The sequence below is a fragment of the Gemmatimonadales bacterium genome (genome assembly GCA_041390145.1).
GTDB lineage: Bacteria > Gemmatimonadota > Gemmatimonadetes > Gemmatimonadales > GWC2-71-9 > SPDF01.
Map to the genome: position 1 here is coordinate 234,766 of JAWKQM010000006.1, position 18,312 is coordinate 253,077.

The window sequence follows — 18,312 nt, forward strand, 5'->3', positions numbered from 1 at the left end:
GCGCTTGCGGTATTTGACTTTCGCCGCTCTCGGCGCCAACCTTCACGGAACCCCGTCCTCGGCCTCCCATGTCCATCTCCCACACCGACACGCTTGCCCGGGTCAACTATTCCGAAATCGACGCCATGGGGGTCGTGTACCACTCCCGTTACGCCGTCTGGCTTGATGTGGCGCGCACGGAATATCTCCGGCAGGCGGGGATGACCTATCGTGAACTGGAAGCGATGGGGTTCTACCTGGTGGTCGGAGACCTCGCGTTGCGCTATCACCGCCCCGCCCGGTATGACGACCTTGTGCAGGTACGCTGCTGGGTTCGGGAGGTAGCCAGCCGACGTGTCACCTTCGCCTACCGACTCACCCACGCCGAGACTGGAGCCCTGCTGGTGACCGCCGAGACCAGGATGTTGAGCCTGAATCACCAGTTCGTGCCGACGCGTCTCCCGGCAGAGGTCGCGGCCCTGCTGCGGCCGGTGGCCGACCCGGCATGAGGCGGATGCGCCCAGGGGACCTCCTGCCACCGCTGTCGTTGATCGCGGTGCTGGCGGTCGCGGCCGTGCCGCTTCAGGCGCAGGATGCCGCGGTGGTCGAGGCGATTGCGCCGCTCATTCAGGCGGAAGATGCCCGCGATTGGAAACCGGCCGTCCTGGAAGCGGCGACGCTGTCGGCCGAGCCCCTGGTCCGGCGCACCGCCGCGATGTCGATCGGCCGCATCGGCGACTGGCGGGGTACCGCGACGCTGGTCCCGATGCTGCAGGACCGCGACTCCACCATCCATCCCACGGTCGCGTTTGCCCTCGGGCTGTTGCGGGACACCGCGGCCGTTGGGCCGCTCATCGACCGCCTCACGGCCATGCCGGCGCCAACGCTCGAGACGGCGAAGGAGATCGTCACCGCACTGACAAAGATCGGTGGGCCGAAGGCGGCGGAGATGATCGCCCGGGTGCTGAACAACACGGCGAACCTCTCGCTGACGGGGGCGGACGACGTGCTGGTTCGCTATGCCGCGCTCGAGTCATGGCGCCTTGGGCCGGAGGCTTCGAGCCGCCAGCTGATCGCGCTCGCGGAGAGCGAGGATGACGAACTCCGGTGGCGCGCCATCTTTACCCTCGGGCGGATCAACGCGACTGCCGCAGGCCCGACCTTTCTCAACAGCCTCCAGGATCAACACCCCACCGTGCGGATGTACGCCGCTCGCGCGCTGACGGCGTCGTACGTTGCCTCCGCCGGGCTCGATCCCGGAAGCGTGATTCAACTCCTTGGCCGTGCCACGCAAGATGACAATGCGGCGGTACGCATCCAGGCCCTGAGATCACTGGGAACCTACGCCCGGCCGGAAGTCGCGGACCAGGCGATCGGTGATTTGTCGGACCCGGTCTTCAACGTGCAGGTCGAGGCGGCCAAGACCGTGGGACTGTCGGGGGGACCGGTCGCGGTCGCCCAGCTCTCGCGCATCGTGCGGGAGGGGAAGGGCACCTTCGCGCTGCGGCAGGAGGCATTGCTTGGGCTGGCGCGAGTCAGCCCCGACTCGTTCCGGGCGCTCTCTGCCGCCTGGACCGCCAGTCCTCGGTGGCCGGAGCGGGCCGCGGCCGCCGAAGGCTGGGGGTGGGTTGCCCCGGGTCCCGACGTCTCGCACCCCGATTTCTTCGCCGACCCCGATGGACGAGTCGCGGCCGCCGCGCTGCAGGGGTGGACGGACGCGGTCCGCGGCCCCAATCCGGCATTGCTCTCCGCCGCCCGCCCGCTGCTCCGCCATCCCGACGTCGGGGTGCGGACCCTGGCGGCTGAGGCGATCGCCCGTGGCCCCGTTCCGGGCGACATCGTCCCGCTGGCCGCCGCCTTCGAGCGGGCGGGAAGTGACTCGTCGGACGACGCCGCGATCGGGGCGCTCCGCGCCCTCCGCAACCTCGCCAGTCTCTCGGAGCAGGATGCCGATGAGGTGTCACGAACCTTCCTGACGCGCACCCCGCGACCCACCAACTATGTGATCAGGCTCTGGGCGGAGGCGAACTGGCCTGCGGCCGCGCTTCGATGGGGGCCGGCATTTCCCATCGAGACAAACCGGACCCTGCAGGACTACCGGGAGATTGCCCGGCGGTTTGTCGCCGTGCCGGAGTCCCCGGACGCCTACCCCCATGTCTTCATCGAGACGGACCAGCGCGAGGTCATCGAGATCGAGTTGTTCGGGCCGGAAGCGCCATTGACCGTCGTCAACTTCCTGACACTGCTGGACCGGCGCTTCTTCGACAACGGGCGGTGGCATCGTGTCGTCCCGGCGTTTGTCGCGCAGGACGGCGACCCCCGCGGCGATGGATGGGGAGGGCCAGGCTACTCCATCCGGGAAGAGCTCAACCAGCGGCGTTTCGATGGCTACCAATTGGGGATGGCGACGTCGGGGCCCGACACCGGCGGCAGCCAGTGGTTCCTGACGCTCGGGGCCCAGCCCCATCTTGACGGCAGGTACACGATCTTCGGTCGGGTGGTGGGCTCGCCACGGGCGTTACTCCGGGTGACAGAGGGCGATCCGATCCGGCTCATCCGGCGTTGAAGTCCTTGAGCTGAGCGTCGATAAACCACTATGCCACAACACTTTCGGCTTGACCACCTGACTCGGGTTCCCTATCTTCTGCTGGTGGCAGCGTGCGCCACGCCGACCCCGATCTTCACGCCGGAGCACCTGCCGACCATCACCGCGCTCGAGGCGGCCCAGTGGGCGGCATCCACGGCCCCGGACGGACATCGGGTGCGTAGATTTCGATGGCTGTTCAACGATGGGCAGGCCTCCGTCGGCGGCCAGGGAAGCGCCCGGACGGCGGGCCCCGATTCGATGCGATTCGACATTGCGGGCCCGTGGGGCATCGGCGGCGCGGCGGCGATGGTGGTCGGAGACCAGGCGCGCTGGGTGCAACCGCCCGACATCATCGCACGGCTTATCCCCAGCTACCCGCTGATGTGGGCCATGTTCGGCGTGATTCGTCCGCCGCCGCCGGGCGCGAGAAGCCGGGGGACGCACGGGGAGGGAAGCCTCCTGCTTGAATGGGCCTCTGGCGTCGACACCGTTCGCTATTCCCGGCAGAGCGCGAGTCCGGGTACCTTGCGGGCGGAGTGGCAGCGCAGCGGGGTCACGATGGGTACCGTCGAGACCCGACTCGATGCCGATGGAGCACCGGTCTCCGCTCGGCTCACCGTTCCTTCAGTACCGGCCAGACTGGACCTGACGATTGTCGCCGATTCAATTGCGCTGGCTTTTGCGCCGTCCGTCTGGACTCCGCCTGCTCCTTAGCCTCCCGCTGGTGGCGGGATGCTGGTACGGGTTTGCCGGCGGGGGATTGCCGCCGGACATCAAGACGGTGGCGATCATGCCGTTCGACAACCTGACCACGGAGCCGGCACTGACCCAGCAGGTGAACGAGGCGGTCAAGACGGCCATGGAGGGGCGCCTGGGTCTGCGGGCCGCCGGGGAGAACACGGCGGATGCGATCGTACGGGGCTCGATCACCCGGTACGAACCGGATCTCCCCGTGGCCTACACCGGGACCGGCGCCACGAACAGCGCGGGGAACCAGAACGTCGTGGTGACACAGCGGGCCCTGCAGATGACGGTCAGCATTGAGATCTATGACCAGAAGGCCGCGAAGTCGATTTGGAAGCGCAACGGGCTGATCGTCGAAGGCAACTACGCTCCGGGGAATGAACAGGAAGGCAGGACGCGCGCCTTGGACAAACTGGTGACGGACATCGTGGATGGGGCACAGTCACAATGGTGACCGGCCGGTCGAACCGGCGCGGCTCAAGCTCGACGGGCTGCCTGCTGACGCTGCTCCTCTTCTCCGTGGTGGCCTACTACGGCATCAACATCGGGGAAATCTACTGGCGGTATTACCAGTACCAGGACGAGATGCGCTCGCAGGCGCGGCTCGCGCCGAGCCTGACCGATGGCGTGATCCGCCGCCGCTTGCTGCTGACCGTGGACCGGCTCGGTCTGCCGTCCGAAGCGCAGCGAATCAAGATCAAGCGCACCGCGCGTCCCCGGCAGATCACCATCGAGAGCGCCTACGACGAAGAGGTGCGCCTGCCGCTCTTCAATCACACCTTTCACTTCCAGCCGCGCGCTGTCGAGGGGCTCTGATATCATAATGCTTCCAGGAATTGGGACCGTCGCTCCCGCGCTGGCCGCACTGGCCGCCGCTGGCGGCGAGGGCGGACATGACATCGCAGGATTCCTGCTCACGCTCGCCGCCATCCTCGTCGCCGCCAAGCTCTTCGGCGAGATCGCCGAACGCGTCGGGCAGCCCGCCGTCCTGGGCGAGCTGCTCGCAGGTGTCCTCCTCGGCTCGAGCGCGCTGGGCCTCATTCCCGCCTCCGGGCCGTCGGCCGAGATCATCACGATCCTCGCGGAACTCGGCGTGCTGGTCCTGCTGCTTGAAATCGGCCTCGAGACCGATCTGCGTGAAATGCGGAAGGTCGGCGGATCGGCGATCTCGGTCGCGGCGGTGGGCGTCGTGCTTCCGTTCCTGGCCGGCTACCTCTTCTGGTCCCACGTCCCCCACGGGATGGGCGACCCAACCACCCTTTCCACCGCGGCCGTCTTCATCGGCGCGGCGCTGACCGCCACTTCCGTCGGCATCACCGCGCGTGTCCTCTCCGATCTCGCGAATCTCGGCTCGATCGAGGGGCGCATCATCATCGGCGCCGCGGTCATCGACGACGTCCTGGGCCTCGTGATCCTGACCGTCGTGTCGGGGATCGCCGCGGGGGGGGCGCTCTCGCCGTTCAGCGTGGCCCGCATCCTGGCGGTCGCGATCGGGTTCCTGGTTGTCGCGATCGCCATCGGCGGATGGGTGGCCCCCCGCATCTTCCGCTCCATTGCCAACATGAAGGTGTCCTACGCCGTCCCGGTCATCGCGCTTGCGCTCGCGTTCGGGCTGGCGGCGGTGGCCGACATGGCTGGTTCCGCGTTGATCATGGGCGCGTTCGCCGCCGGGATCATTCTCGCGCGTACGGAGCAGTATCATGCGATCGAGGACCGGGTCCGCCCGGTTGGCGCCCTGCTGACCCCGATCTTCTTTGTGTCCGTCGGGAGCTCGCTCGACATCAACCTGCTCAATCCCCTTCGCCCTGGCGGCGGGTTTCTCCTGCTCGTGGCGGTTGGGCTGACGGTGCTCGCGATCCTCGGAAAGGTCGCGGCAGGGTATGCCGCGCCCTGGTCGAAGTTCCGCCGGCTCGCCGTGGGCGTCGGCATGGTGCCGCGCGGTGAGGTCGGACTCATCTTCGCCGACGTCGGCCGCCGATCGGGCCTCCTCACTGACGACGTGTTCAGCGTCGTGCTCCTGATGGTCATGGGCACCACCTTCGTGGCCCCGCCGCTCCTCAAGATCCTCTTCCGCGGGCAGTCCGCCGACGTCGGCGCGGAGCACGTGCTCTGAATACCGACCGCAAGGTCCGCACGCTGGCGGAAGCGCGGGAATGGCGTCGCGCCGAAATGGGCAATGTGGTCTTCACCAACGGGGTGTTCGACATTCTCCACCCCGGTCACCTCGCCTTGCTCGAGCGCGCCCGTACCGAGGGCGGCGCCCTGGTCGTCGGTGTCAATTCCGACGCGTCGGTCCGCCGCCTCGGCAAGTCTCCCGACCGGCCGCTCGTGCCCGAGGAGGCCCGCGCACGACTGCTGGCCGGCTTTGCGGCCGTCGATTGCGTCGTCCTCTTCGACGAGGACACTCCGCTCGAGCTGATCCGCGCGCTGGAACCCGATGTCCTGGTCAAGGGCGCGGACTACACCCGCGAGCAAATCGTGGGTGCGGACCTGGTGGAAGCGCGCGGCGGTCGGGTCGTTCGCGTGGAGCTCGTGCCCGGTCAATCAACCACCCGCCTCGTGGAGCGCCTGCGTGCCTCGCCCTGACGGTCGAAAGAACGACGAACTCCGCCCGCTCGTACTCGAGCGCGGCGCCAATCCCTATGCCGAGGGCTCCTGCCTGGTCCGGGCCGGCGGCACGCTGGTGCACTGCACCGCGAGCGTCGAGCAGGGCGTCCCCTCCTGGCGTCGCGGGTCGGGGCAGGGCTGGGTCACGGCCGAGTACGCCATGCTCCCCCGCGCCACCAGTGAGCGGACGTCGCGGGAGCGGAACGGTCCCGGCGGGAGGACGCAGGAAATCCAGCGGCTGATCGGGCGCTCGCTCCGCGCGGCGATGGGGACGATGGCCTTCGGCGAGTACACCATCAGGATTGACTGTGACGTGCTCCAGGCCGACGGCGGCACCCGCACCGCCAGCATCACGGGCGCCTGCGTGGCGCTGGCCGACGCGACCGCCTGGCTCTCGAAGACGACCGGGGTGCCCGATCCCTTCGGCTGCCTGGTGGCGGCGGTGTCGGTGGGAGTGGTCGAGGGGGAGATCCGGCTGGACCTGGCCTACCTCGAAGACAAGGATGCCGGGGTCGACGCCAACTTCGTGATGCTCGAGCCGGACAAGTTCGTGGAGGTGCAGGGCACCGGCGAGGCCGGGACCTTCAGCCGGGCGGAACTCGACGGCCTGCTGGCCTATGGTGAGCAGGGCATTGCCCGGCTCTTCGCGCTGCAGCGGAAGGCGCTCGGCTGGTGAAGCTGCTGGTGGCTACCCGGAGCGCCGGCAAGCAGCGCGAGGTGAAGCGGCTGCTGGCCACATCCGGCCTGGATCTCGTTTTTCCCGAAGACCTCAACCTCTTCGAAGACCCCTCCGAAGATCTCCTCGAACAGGCGGACAGTTTCCGCGCCAACGCCCTCGCCAAGGCGGAGCATTTCGCCAAGCGGTCCCAGCTGCCGACAGTGGCGGACGACTCCGGGCTTGAGGTGTTTTACCTCGGCGGCGCGCCGGGCACCCGCTCCAAGCGGTGGGCTGCGGCGACGGGGACGGCGGATGAAGTCGACGCGGCCAACAATGCCGAACTGATGCGGCGACTGGCGGGGGCGCCGGAGCTGAAACGCATGGCGCGGTATCGGTGTGCGCTGGTGTTGATCCGGAAGCCGGGGGCGATGCCTGAGATCTTCGAGGCTGAGTGCGCCGGACGCATCCTGGAGGCGCCGGCCGGGACCGCCGGGTTCGGATATGATCCTTATTTCTTTTCCACGGATCTCGGCAAGAGCTTTGGCGAAGCAACCGACGACGAAAAGGATGCCGTCAGCCATCGGGGGCGTGCGTTCCGGGCGATGGTGGCGGCGCTGAAGGAAGACAGTTGATGACACGAGCCGTGCGTGGCGTGGTGCTGGCAGCCGTACTCGGCGCCTGCGCCCCGGCCGACAAGCCGATGGAGTTTCCCGCCCTGCAGGACTTCGCCTCGCGCTACACCGCCGCCTGGGGCAGCCAGGACGCCGCCAGCGTGGCGGCCTTCTACGCCAAGGACGGCACCCTGACGATCAATGACGGCCCCCCCGCGGTCGGTCGGCAGGCGATCATGACCGCGGCGCAGGGATTCATGTCGGCGCTGCCGGACATGGCGCTCTTCATGGATTCGATCAAGATCGTCGGGACAGGTGCGGAGTATTTCTGGACGCTGACCGGCACCAACACCGGCCCCGGCGGGACGGGCAACGCCGTCTGGGTGAGTGGGTATGAAGAATGGACCTTCACGCGCGACGGGTTGATCGCACAATCGCTCGGTCATTTCCCGGCGTCTGAATACGAGAAGCAGCTGCGGGGCGAAGCGCCTGACGGCGGGTCGGGCGCATCCGCGACGCCGTAGGCCGATTACGGTGCCCTCACGACTCGGCGCAGGCGATCGCCGCCTGCAGCAGGGCCGGCGTCGTCCGGAAGTGGGAATTTGCGTGGCTCGAACCGCCCTGGTTGACGCTGACCGCCGCGACCACTCCGGTGGCAGGGTCGTAGAGTACCAGCGCGGTGGCGTTGCCGGTGGCGCCACTGTGGCCATAGAGCGTCCGCCCGAGGTAGTTATACCGCCGGATGCCGAGTCCCCTGCCGAGTCTGGCCTGCGATCCCTCCATCGTCCGGGACAATCCTCAGCATCTCCGCCCGCGTGCCTGGGGCGAGCAGCGTGCCGGCAAAGGTGCGCTGCGCGAAGTCCGCGATGTCGCCGGCCGAGGCCTGGACTTCGATGCGGGAACTGAACAGGGCCGGACCGAAGTAGAGTGCGCTGAAGTCGTACAGCACGCCGGCCGCGTTCGATGCCCACTGCGTGGCGAGGGGACCAGGGGCGGGGCCGTCGCCTGCCACCCAGCTCTGCGTGTGTCCGGGCCAGAGCTCGCGCTGCATGAATGTGCCAACCGACACGCCGGATTCACGAGCCACGATGATGCCAAGCAGGAGCCGATTGGTGTTCGAGGCGTTCCAGCCCGTGCCCGGCGCGAAGAGGGGTGGCCCGATGAACGCCAGCAGTTCATCCGGCTGCCAGTATCGGTCGGGGTCCGCCAGGATGGTGGCGCTGTAGTTGGGTGCCGCGGAGTAGTCGGCGAGCCCGCTGGTCTGCTGCATCACCAGCCGGAGAGGAATCGAGGGGTTCACGTTGGACGCGTTCGGGAACCAGCGGCCGAGCGTGTCGTCAAGCGCGATCACGCCCTGGTCCACCAGCCGCAACGCGGCCACCACGGTGTACATCTTGGAGATACTGCCGGTTCCGATCATGAGGTCGGATCGCATGGGATCCTGCACCCCGTTCCTGCCGTAGACCCCGTGCCAGGCGTGCCGGCCTGGGATCAGCACCGCGGCCTGGGAGCCATGTACGCCATTGCGGGCGGAGCTGTCCCGCAGGATCGCATCGAACGCCGCATCGGCGGCCGGGCAGGCATCGGGCCCGGCGCTCGCGGAGGAACAGTGCAGGAGCAGCACGGCGAGCCCGAGCGAGACGACACGACGACTCATGAGATGTCTCCGCGGTGTGAGGTAGCCCCGGGGACGGGACTTGAGTGGTAGGACGACGCAGGAGTCCCGGGCCACACGGCCCGGTGAACAGCCGAGTTGCCCGGTGTTCCGTCCACCCGTAGCTTCACTCACCTGTCCAAACTCTCACGCCCGGCACACAGGAACGACGCATGCGACGTCTCGGTGCACTTGCTCTCCTGATCATCATCGCGGTCACGACCGTTGCGGCCACCCATGCGTCCCGGGTCCTGGATAACGGCCTTGCGCGCACCCCGCCGATGGGGTGGAACAGCTGGAACAAGTTCGGCTGCAACGTGAGCGACTCGCTCATCCGCGGGGTGGCCGATGCGATGAGCTCCAATGGCATGCGTGAGGCGGGGTATCAGTACGTCACCATCGATGACTGCTGGCAGGTGGCGCGCGCCGCCGATGGAACCATTCTGGCCGACTCCGTCAGGTTCCCGCATGGCATGAAGTCGCTGGCCGACTATGTGCACGCGAAGGGGCTCAAGTTCGGCATCTACACCGACGCCGGCCGCCAAACCTGCGAGGGACGACCCGGCAGCTATGGGTACGAGGCGATCGACGCGAAGACGTACGCATCATGGGGTGTGGACTACGTGAAGGTGGACTGGTGCAACAGCGAAGGGCTCGACGCGCCGACGCAATACGCCATCTTCGGCAGGGCGCTGGCGGCCTCCGGGCGGAAGATCGTCTACAGCATCTGCGAGTGGGGAAGCAACCGACCCTGGGAGTGGGCGCCACCCATCGGCAACCTCTGGCGCACCACCGGCGACATCAGCGACCGGTGGGGCAGTGTGCTCTCGATCGTCGATCTCTCCTCCCAGTACTGGCATGTGGCACGGCCCGGCGCGTGGAACGATCCCGACATGCTCGAAGTGGGCAACGGCGGGATGACCACGACGGAGTATCGGGCCCATTTCAGCCTCTGGGCCATGATGGCGGCGCCACTCATCGCCGGGAACGACGTTCGCACCATGTCGGATTCCACCCGGGAAGCTGCTGCCACTCGCGATATCCTCCTCAATCGGGAGGTCATTGCGGTCGATCAGGATCCGCTGGGGGTGCAGGGCACCATCGTGCAGGCGTGGCCCAGCGAGCTGCAGGTCTGGGTCAAGCCGCTGGCTGACGGATCGCGGGCGGTGCTCCTCTTCAATCGCGCGTCGGTGCCGTCGGCCATCACCGCGTACTGGAGTCGGGTCGGCATCAAGACCAAGGCGGCGCGAGTCCGGGATCTCTGGGCGCACACCGACTCGGCATCCGTCGAGTCCCGGTACACCGCCACGGTTCCCTCGCACGGAGTGGTGATGTTGCGGGTGTGGCCGGTGGGGGAATAGATGCAATCCACCGCTCGACAGGTGCTCACCTCCGCCCTCTGCCTCACCCTGTTGGGCTGCTCGGGCTCAGACGGCACGGGGCCCGCCACGCCTGAAGGACCGCAGATCCTGGCGCTCGGCCCGAACCAGACCTACCCAGGTACACCCGGCATGACGCTGGCGGTCCACGGCAGCCGATTCTCCCCGAACTCCGTCGTCGAATGGAACGGATCTCCGCGAGCCACAACGTTCGGTGATGGAGCTCACCTGAGCGCATTCATTCCAGCGGGTGACCTGACCTCGCCCGACACCGCGTTCGTGCGGGTGCGCGATGGGGAGGACCTCTCCGCGGCCGCGCGGTTCGTTATCTCCCCGACTGCCGACTGGCTGTCCATCGGCGATCGGTTCCCCTTGCCGGACGCCGAAGCCAACATCGGGGACCTCCTGACGGCCACCTTTACCGACGCGCTCGACCCCGTCAGCCTGACCGATTCCAGCGTGACGCTCTCCGATGGCGGTGTGCCGGTGCCGAGTACACGCGTCTATGACGCTGCCACGCGTACCGTCACCGTCTCCGCCACCCTCCAGCCGCTCCATTCCTACGTCCTCACGTTCGGGACGGACATTCGAAGCGAGCATCTCGGGGCGCTCCCGGCTCCCATCTCGTGGGGCTTCACGCTGCCTCGGGCGCGGGTGGTCACCTTGAGCGCCAGCGGTGTGCGGCCCGCCATCGCGGTCACGACCGATGGGAAGCCACACGTGGCATTCCGGAACGACGACGGCCCCGGCGGCTATACCCTGCAACTGGACGACTGCACGGCAGATTGCACGTCGGAGGGCGGGTGGACCGGGCGGGCGCTGGACGTGGGCGGGGACTATGCGAACCTGGTGGCCGGGTCTGGGAACACCCTGCATATCGGCTATCAGGGGTTTGGTGTTGATTATGCGAACACGCTCGGGGGGCACACGGTGGTGGATACGACCGGGTGGCTCGGATGGACATCGATCGGGATCGCGCCCGGGGGCCGGCTTCACATGGCGTACTACGCGAGCACCAAGCTTCGTCACGCGACATGCCAGGGGAGCTGCCTGACGCCGGGCAGCTGGATCGTGGACACGGTCGACACGACCGGGGACACGGGTGCGTACACCACGACCACCGTCGATGCCGCGGGAACGGTCCACATCGCGTACCTCCGGAACGACACGGGTGATCTCCGCTATGCGACCTGCCCCGCGGAGTGCACCGCGGGTGGCTGGTCCACCGCCACGGTCGCCTCCGACGGCAACGTCGGTTACGGCGCCTCGATCAAGGTGAGCGGCGGCACCGCACATCTCACCTACATCGATGCCACGCTTGGTGCGGTCCGCTACGCGACCTGCAGCTCGAACTGCCTGGATTCCGCCAGTTGGTCCCTGACGACGGTCGCCGGGGTCTCTGCCGGGCAGCTGGGCAGCATCCCGTACGACACCTACCTGGAGACAAGCCTGGCGCTCCTGCCCGGGGGCGGGCTGGCGGTGGCCTACTTCGACGTGGTCGACCTGGCTGTCCGGGTCGCGAGCTGCGCGACCGGATGTGACCAGACGTCGAACTGGCAGTCTGTGCTTGTGTCCCGTAGGGGGCCTGCATGGCCACCGGCCTACGCCCTGGGACTCGCGGTCGCGCCCAACGGCAGGACCTCTGTCGTCTGGCAGGGGGCCCACGAGACGATCTTCTACATCGAGTACTAGAACACTTCCTGCATGGCGGCCGAGGTCGCCGATTGGATCCGATTGATGCTGCCAACCCTCCTGCTCACCGGCATGCTGACGGCTGCGTCAGCTCCTTCACCAGTGACCGCCGGCCCACCCCGCGACTCGGTGGATCTCGCCGCCATCGCCGCGCTCATCGACCGCGTCCTCCCAGGCCGCGCACAGGACTTCACGCTCACGGTGATTCCCGACAGCGCCGGCCTCGACGTTTTCGAGGTGGATCAGGACGGCAGCCGCATCGTCCTCCGTGGCTCCTCGGGCGTGGCGCTCGCCTCGGCGCTCAACTGGTACCTTGAGGATGTCGCCGGTGTGAGCGTGTCACTCCCCCTGCAACCGGTCTACCTTCACACGCTGCCCGCCGTCTCGGCCAAGGCGCGGCACACCACTCGCTACCGCATCCGCTACTTCTTCAACTACTGCACCTTTTCCTACTCCATGGCGTGGTGGGACTGGGCCGACTGGCAGCGGATGATCGACTGGATGGCACTCAAGGGGGTCAACGCGCCCCTGGCAGTGACAGGGCAGGAGGCGGTGTGGCGGGAGGTGCTGCAGGAGTTTGGGTTCAGCCGTGAGCAGGTGGGGCAGTTTCTCGTGGGGCCCGCGTACCTCCCCTGGGGATGGATGGGGAACATCGACGGCCTGGGCGGGCCGCTGCCGGACTCCTGGATTGACAGTCACATCACCCTCGAGCGGCAGATCCTCGCGCGCGAACGCGCGCTGGGCATGACGCCGGTGCTCCAGGGGTTCACCGGACATGTGCCGGAGTCCATTACCCAGATTTATCCCGCCGCCACGATCCACCAGACCGGCGACTGGTCGGCGGGCTTCAGCGGCACCTGGTTCCTCGATCCGACCGACTCGCTTTTCCAGCGCTTCGGCCGGCGCTTCGTCGAGACGCAGACCGCGCTCTATGGGACCGATCACCTGTATGCCGCCGATCCCTTCAACGAAATCGATCCTCCGTCGGACGATTCGACCTTCCTGGCGGGGATGGGGAAGGCCATTTACGGCGCCATGCACGGAGCGGATCCCGAGGCGACGTGGGTCCTGCAGGGGTGGTTCCTCTACTACCAGGCGAAGTTCTGGCGCGCCCCACAGGCGCGCGCCATGTTGGGCGCGGTGCCGAACGACCGCATGGTGGTGCTGGATCTCTGGGGCGACCGCTACCCGGTCTGGAAGGCCCGCGAGGGGTTCTACGGCAAGCCGTGGGTCTGGAACGTCCTGTACAACTTCGGCGGCAAGGTCAGCATGAACGGCGACCTCCCGAAGATTGCCGCCAACCTCGACAGCGTTCTCCGCAGTCCGGACAAGGGGAACCTCGTCGGCCTCGGCATGACGATGGAGGGACTCGGCACCAACCCGATCGTGCCCGATTTCGTGATGGGCCAGACCTGGCTCGACAGCGTGCCGCCGGTGGAATCCTGGACCAAGGACTATATCGCGCGGCGCTATGGCGCCCCCGACCCTCATGCGTGGCACGCCTGGCAGCTGCTCCTTGCCACCGCGTATCGCTCAGGCGCGCAGACCGGCAACTTCCTCGCCGAGCGCCCGCAATTCTACGAGAAGGGCACCCGGTACCGGTCGGAGCCGGTGCCGCCCTATGACCCGCGGATCCTGGCCGCGGCGCTCGATTCGCTGCTCGCCGCCGCGCCGGCCCTCGGCGCCAACGACGCGTACCGCTACGACGTGGTGAACCTGGCCCGCCAGGTCCTGGGAGAACTGGGACTGCCGCTGATCAATGCGGTCCAGGCCGCCTACGACCGGAAGGACCAGGCCGCGCTGCATGCGGCGGAGCAGCGTGTCGTTGACCTGCTCCAGGACCTGAACACCCTCGCCGGCACCCGCCGCGAGTTCCTGCTGGGCGTCTGGCTGGCGGATGCGCGGCGGTGGGGAACGACCGCCGACGAGCGGCGGCTGTACGAGTATAACGCGCGGAACATCATCACCCTCTGGGGCAGCAAGTGCACCGAGGGCCAGAATGACGACCTGAACCTCTACGCGTTCAAGGAATGGGAGGGGATGTTTACGTCGTACTACCTGCCGCGCTGGGAGGCGTTCTTCAAGCTGCTCAACCACTCCGTCACCACCGGCGTACAGTTCGACCGCGCGCCGTTCGCGGCTGAGATGTGCGCGTGGGAGCAGCAGTGGTCACGGGAGACCGGTTCGTTCCCCACGGAGCCGCAGGGCGATGCGGTGGCAACCGCCCGGCGGCTCGCGGCGAAGTATCACGTGCAGTGAGACGGCAGGCCGGTCAGGCGAACCACCCCTCGACCTTCGATCGGGTCGGCACGCCGCCGGCATGCACCACCTGCCCGTCCAGCACGACCCCAGGAGTGGACATGATCCCGTAGGACATGATGTCCTTCATGTCCTCGACCTTGGTCAGGGTGAATTCGACCCCTTTCGCCCGGGCGACGGTCTCGATCAACCCCGCGGTCGACTTGCAATTGGAACAGCCCGAGCCGAGTACCTTGATGTCGATCATGGTGTCATGCCTTGGATCAGGTGAACAGAACGTTGAAGAGGAACCCGACGGCCAGGATACCCACCCCCACGACCCCCAGAAAAACCGCCAGCAGCTTTGGGGTCAGCACCTTCCGCAGGATGATCGTCTCGGGGAGGGAGAGGGCAATTACCGACATCATGAAGGCCAGCACCGTCCCCAGCGCCGCGCCCTTCCCAAGCAGCGCCTCGACGACCGGAATGATGCCGGCGGCGTTGGAGTACATCGGGATGCCCACCAGGACCGCGGCCGGTACGGACCACCAGGAATCCTTCCCCATGATGGTCGCCAGGAGTTCCGCCGGCGCGAAGCCGTGAATGAAGGCGCCGACGGCGATTCCAGCGATCATCCACATCCACACCCGCCCGACGATCTCCCGGACGGCGGTCACGCCCTCCTTCAACCGGTCGACGAAGGTCAGGGCGCCCGACGTTATGACGGCATCGGTCGCGCGTACCTCGCGGACCCATGATTCGAGCCAGCCCTCCAGGTGCAGTCGCCCGATGACCCAACCGGCGACGATGGCAACGCCAAGTCCGAAGCCGAGGTACGCGACCGCGACTTTCCACCCCAGCAGGGCAAACAGCAGCCCCAGCGCCACCTCGTTGATCATCGGGGCCGCAATCAGGAACGAGAACGTCACCCCGAGCGGGACACCCGCGGATACGAACCCGACGAAGAGCGGGACGGCAGAGCAGGAGCAGAACGGGGTGAAGATCCCGAGTCCCGCCGCCGCCACGTTGCCGGCACCCTCGCTCCTGCCGGAGAGCAGGGCGCGTGTCCGTTCGGGAGAGAAATAGCTGCGCACGACACCCATCACGAAGACCACGAGGGTCAGGAGCAACAGGACCTTCGGCGTGTCATACACGAAGAAGCGAACGGCTTCCTCGAGCCGCGTCCCCCGCTCCAAGCCGAGACTGGCGGAGATCCACTCCGACAGGGGCACCAGCTGGCTGTAAATCGCGAACCAGAGCACGATCGCGCCCAGCGTGAGGCTGAGCCATTTGACGGTGGATGGCGCCGGCTGCTGCCCGGGCGTGTGGAGGGCCGCACTCGTGGTCACGCGACCCGCCTTGGGGGGGCGGCGTCCAGGCTGGCCAGGACGGCCTCGACGATGCGGACTTGCGGTCGTGGCAGGGAAGGGTTCCGGCGATACCGCACCCATTGGGCGTCCCGGCGGTCGACCACGAGGCCGACCCGCTTCAGCTGCGCCATATGCCGTGACATGCGCGACTGGGACGCCCCGAGCCGTTCCATCAGCTCACAGACACAGTGCTCCTGACCGTCCCAGAGGAGGCGGAGGGCACCCAGCCGAGTGGGCTCGGCGATGGCGGTGAGGAGGGGCTTGAGTTCATCCATGTCCGAATATACACTCACGCGCATATGCCAGCAAGCGCATACTCAAACTTGAGCGCATGGCAGCGCCATCCTGCGGGGCCAACGCGCGCCGCTGGCGCATTACCTTGCGTACTGTTCGGAGGGCTGTTGACCGTTCGCAGGATGTGAGCGTGACACTGACAACGGGAGTACGCGATGGGGAAGAAACTGCTGATGATCGTGGGGGACTTCGTGGAGGACTACGAGGTGATGGTCCCCTTTCAGGCACTGCGTGCGGTCGGGCACCAGGTTGATGCCGTCTGTCCCAAGAAGGCGGCAGGAGATACCGTGCGCACCGCGATCCATGACTTCGAGGGCGATCAGACCTACTCAGAGAAGCCGGGTCACAATTTCGCGCTGAACGCCACCTTCGACGAGGTGCGTGAGCCGGACTACGACGCACTGGTGATTCCCGGGGGACGGGCACCGGAGTACCTCCGGCTGGACGGGCGCGTGATCGCCATTGTCCAGGCCTTCGCCAGGGCCGGGAAGCCGATCGCCGCCATCTGCCACGGTGCCCAGCTGCTGGCGGCGGCCAATGTCATCACCGGCAAGCGGATCAGCGCCTATCCTGCCTGTGCGCCGGAAGTGGAGCTCGCCGGGGCGACCTATGCCTCGATCAGCATTGATGACGCCGTGACGGATGGGAATTTCGTGACGGCGCCGGCCTGGCCGGCCCACCCGGCATGGATTGCGCAGTTCCTCACCGTGCTCGGGACGCGGATCGAACACACGGCGTGACGTGCGACGGCGCGCCCCGCCATCTGCGCTCGAGATTGGCAGAGACGGGGCGTGCCGGCACAACCACCAGGCGAATCCTGTTCCTCAGTGCCGCCGGTCGTGTCCCCGGTTATCCCACCCGCCTTCCACGTTGTCTATGGTCCAGATCTCTCCAGCGAGCGAGATGATGTACGCCGTGTTCCCGATGAATTCCATGGACGTCGGGATATTCAGCGCTTCCGCCACGGTCGACAGCGATCCGTCCCGGTTGACTCTCAGGAGCTTGCCGGTGTTCGGCAACGCCGGCGCGCCGGGGTCGCCGCCGCCGAACACACCCTGTGCCAGCCCGAACAGCGCCCCACCGCGCCCGCGTTTCACGTCGACGCACAGCCGGCAACCGACCGCCACCTCCCGGACGTCGCCCCCCCACCGATGACCGAGCGCCACGATCTTGCCGTCGGCGGGGTCGTGCGGCACAGGGCCAGCCTCGGCCATATAGACGACGCGGCCCTCGTTCTCGATGCCGGTCGGGACGATGTCGCCGAAGGAGCGGTATACCGAGATGTCGCCACGCCGGGTGACCCGGAGCACGCGGTTCATGTGCCCGTCGGTGACCAGGAAGCCGTCCCGATAGGGCGTGAGTGCGTACTGCACGCCGGTCGAGACGAAGAACGGAAATCCTGTCGGGGGATTCGCGATGTTGTAGGCGCCGATGTCGGCAATGACGGTGAAGCTGTTCGGGCCGTCAATCCGGTAGATGCCATTGACCTGCCCGGTCGGAAACAGGGTCGGGTCGTCGACCACGGTGACCAGGACGTACGCGGTGCGGCCGAGGAACGCGACGTCAATCGCCCCGCCGATGCCGATGATCGAGGCCGGCAAGCCGCTGGCAAAGGTGGTCTTGGCGCCGGTCCTCGGATTGATCCGCGACACCTTCCCGGCGGCGCCCTCGGTCACGTACAACTGATGGTCGGGCCCCACGGCGCTGCCTGAAGCGCCCTCCAGGCCGTCGAGGAGCAGGGTCGGTGTTCCCGGGGTCCCATGGTGTCCACGATGCAGGTCAACCGCCGGATCAGTGGCGGCGGCTTCCGGGGGCGATGTCGGCGCGCTCTCGCAGGCGGTCACCCATACCGCGATGGCCATCGCGAAGAGGAGAGGCCGCATCCGGCGCGGCAGGAGTCGCATGGGCATGGTCATGGTGGGAGTCTCCAGATGGTAGAATGGTTGAATCACGGCGCGGGGCAGGCTTGCTCCTCCCCACTTGCGGGATACATTGGGGCAGAGGAGTTAACTGCGGGTCAGTGGTCGGTTAACGGCGGTTAACCGTACGGCTGACTTTCCGGCGTTGGTGGTTCGGGCCCATGCGGGTCCGGCGGTGCGGTCCCCGGACGGCGCCCTTGGCATGATTTCCCTCAAGCTCTTCGGTGGCGCCTCGCTCGAGCGCGATGGCGCGATACTCAGTGGTCGGGTGGCCCAGCGCCACCGACTGGCCCTGTTGTCGCTCCTGGCCGTCTCCCACCCGCGCCCACTCAGTCGCGACAAGCTGCTCGGCTATCTCTGGCCCGAGCGCGACACCGATCACGCCAGGAACCTGTTGAAGCAGGCGGTCCATGTCATTCGGAAGGCGCTCGGGGAGGGGGTCATCCGATCTGCCGGGGATGACCTCTACTTCGAACCGTCTCAACTTGACTGCGACGCCCTGGCCTTCGAGGAGTCCTTGGCGAGCGGAGACAGGGAGCGCGCGATCGAGCTCTATGCCGGCCCGTTCCTCGATGGCTTC

The 18,312-nt window shown here is 67.3% G+C and carries 21 protein-coding genes; 15 read left to right on the forward strand and 6 right to left on the reverse strand.

All coding sequences use genetic code 11. The annotated features are described in order from the left end of the window. Positions 1-68 precede the first annotated feature (68 nt). Genes R2910_07270 through R2910_07315 form a run of 10 tightly spaced genes read left to right on the forward strand, consistent with a single transcriptional unit; the run spans position 69 to position 7,710 of the window. Complete coding sequence (locus tag R2910_07270; protein MEZ4412763.1) at positions 69-488, forward strand: thioesterase family protein; 420 nt, start codon at positions 69-71, stop codon at positions 486-488. 5 nt (positions 489-493) lie between these two features. Beyond that, on the forward strand, positions 494-2,545 hold the full coding sequence (locus R2910_07275; protein MEZ4412764.1) for a HEAT repeat domain-containing protein: 2,052 nt from the start codon (positions 494-496) through the stop codon (positions 2,543-2,545). 30 nt (positions 2,546-2,575) lie between these two features. Next, the gene (locus tag R2910_07280; GenBank protein MEZ4412765.1) at positions 2,576-3,280 is read left to right on the forward strand and encodes a hypothetical protein; all 705 of its coding nucleotides are present in this window, start codon (positions 2,576-2,578) and stop codon (positions 3,278-3,280) included. Continuing rightward, positions 3,246-3,764, forward strand: coding sequence for a DUF4136 domain-containing protein (locus R2910_07285; protein MEZ4412766.1), 519 nt, complete (start codon positions 3,246-3,248; stop codon positions 3,762-3,764). Before R2910_07280 ends, R2910_07285 begins: the two co-directional genes overlap by 35 nt. Next, positions 3,758-4,126 carry a hypothetical protein gene (locus R2910_07290; GenBank protein MEZ4412767.1) on the forward strand — a complete coding sequence of 123 codons (369 nt, stop codon included), beginning with the start codon at positions 3,758-3,760 and terminating at the stop codon, positions 4,124-4,126. The genes R2910_07285 and R2910_07290 overlap by 7 nt, the downstream gene beginning before the upstream one ends. 7 nt (positions 4,127-4,133) lie before the next feature. Beyond that, positions 4,134-5,423, forward strand: a complete 1,290-nt coding sequence (locus R2910_07295; GenBank protein MEZ4412768.1) for a cation:proton antiporter — start codon at positions 4,134-4,136, stop codon at positions 5,421-5,423. Between the two features lie 56 nt (positions 5,424-5,479). Further along, entirely contained in the window at positions 5,480-5,896 is a 417-nt protein-coding gene (locus R2910_07300) for an adenylyltransferase/cytidyltransferase family protein (protein ID MEZ4412769.1), read from the forward strand. Continuing rightward, complete coding sequence (gene rph, locus R2910_07305) at positions 5,883-6,593, forward strand: ribonuclease PH (protein ID MEZ4412770.1); 711 nt, start codon at positions 5,883-5,885, stop codon at positions 6,591-6,593. Before R2910_07300 ends, rph begins: the two co-directional genes overlap by 14 nt. Continuing rightward, a complete protein-coding gene (locus tag R2910_07310) occupies positions 6,590-7,207 on the forward strand; it encodes a non-canonical purine NTP pyrophosphatase (protein ID MEZ4412771.1) in 618 nt (205 codons plus the stop codon). The genes rph and R2910_07310 overlap by 4 nt, the downstream gene beginning before the upstream one ends. After that, positions 7,207-7,710, forward strand: coding sequence for a nuclear transport factor 2 family protein (locus R2910_07315; protein MEZ4412772.1), 504 nt, complete (start codon positions 7,207-7,209; stop codon positions 7,708-7,710). The genes R2910_07310 and R2910_07315 overlap by 1 nt, the downstream gene beginning before the upstream one ends. A 16-nt stretch (positions 7,711-7,726) precedes the next feature. Here R2910_07315 and R2910_07320 read toward each other — a convergent pair whose 3' ends face one another. After that, positions 7,727-7,969, reverse strand: coding sequence for a hypothetical protein (locus R2910_07320; protein MEZ4412773.1), 243 nt, complete (start codon positions 7,967-7,969; stop codon positions 7,727-7,729). Next, positions 7,917-8,843: a serine hydrolase domain-containing protein gene (locus tag R2910_07325; GenBank protein ID MEZ4412774.1), complete on the reverse strand. Its 927-nt coding sequence runs from the start codon at positions 8,841-8,843 to the stop codon at positions 7,917-7,919. Before R2910_07325 ends, R2910_07320 begins: the two co-directional genes overlap by 53 nt. A gap of 170 nt (positions 8,844-9,013) precedes the next feature. Here R2910_07325 and R2910_07330 point away from each other — a divergent pair, with 170 nt between their 5' ends. From R2910_07330 to R2910_07340, 3 genes are read left to right on the forward strand one after another with little or no spacing between them, the layout of a single operon-like run. Further along, positions 9,014-10,201 carry a glycoside hydrolase family 27 protein gene (locus R2910_07330; GenBank protein ID MEZ4412775.1) on the forward strand — a complete coding sequence of 396 codons (1,188 nt, stop codon included), beginning with the start codon at positions 9,014-9,016 and terminating at the stop codon, positions 10,199-10,201. Continuing rightward, positions 10,202-11,911 carry an Ig-like domain-containing protein gene (locus R2910_07335; protein MEZ4412776.1) on the forward strand — a complete coding sequence of 570 codons (1,710 nt, stop codon included), beginning with the start codon at positions 10,202-10,204 and terminating at the stop codon, positions 11,909-11,911. Positions 11,912-11,956: 45 nt separating this feature from the next. Continuing rightward, entirely contained in the window at positions 11,957-14,170 is a 2,214-nt protein-coding gene (locus R2910_07340; GenBank protein ID MEZ4412777.1) for an alpha-N-acetylglucosaminidase, read from the forward strand. Positions 14,171-14,183: 13 nt separating this feature from the next. On the opposite strand, the gene R2910_07345 is transcribed toward R2910_07340, so the two are convergent. The 3 genes from R2910_07345 to R2910_07355 are packed head-to-tail and all read right to left on the reverse strand — an operon-like array spanning position 14,184 to position 15,794. Continuing rightward, a complete protein-coding gene (locus R2910_07345) occupies positions 14,184-14,417 on the reverse strand; it encodes a thioredoxin family protein (protein ID MEZ4412778.1) in 234 nt (77 codons plus the stop codon). A 16-nt stretch (positions 14,418-14,433) separates the two neighbouring features. Next, entirely contained in the window at positions 14,434-15,498 is a 1,065-nt protein-coding gene (locus R2910_07350; GenBank protein MEZ4412779.1) for a permease, read from the reverse strand. After that, positions 15,495-15,794: a metalloregulator ArsR/SmtB family transcription factor gene (locus R2910_07355; protein ID MEZ4412780.1), complete on the reverse strand. Its 300-nt coding sequence runs from the start codon at positions 15,792-15,794 to the stop codon at positions 15,495-15,497. The genes R2910_07350 and R2910_07355 overlap by 4 nt, the downstream gene beginning before the upstream one ends. Positions 15,795-15,968: 174 nt before the next feature. Between R2910_07355 and R2910_07360 the strand changes: the two genes are divergently transcribed. Beyond that, positions 15,969-16,553: a DJ-1/PfpI family protein gene (locus tag R2910_07360; GenBank protein MEZ4412781.1), complete on the forward strand. Its 585-nt coding sequence runs from the start codon at positions 15,969-15,971 to the stop codon at positions 16,551-16,553. 84 nt (positions 16,554-16,637) lie between these two features. On the opposite strand, the gene R2910_07365 is transcribed toward R2910_07360, so the two are convergent. Continuing rightward, a complete protein-coding gene (locus tag R2910_07365; GenBank protein ID MEZ4412782.1) occupies positions 16,638-17,729 on the reverse strand; it encodes a ScyD/ScyE family protein in 1,092 nt (363 codons plus the stop codon). Between the two features lie 205 nt (positions 17,730-17,934). On the opposite strand from R2910_07365, the gene R2910_07370 reads away from it, so the two are divergent. Beyond that, the coding region (locus R2910_07370) for a winged helix-turn-helix domain-containing protein (GenBank protein ID MEZ4412783.1) at positions 17,935-18,312 on the forward strand (378 nt) is incomplete at its 3' end.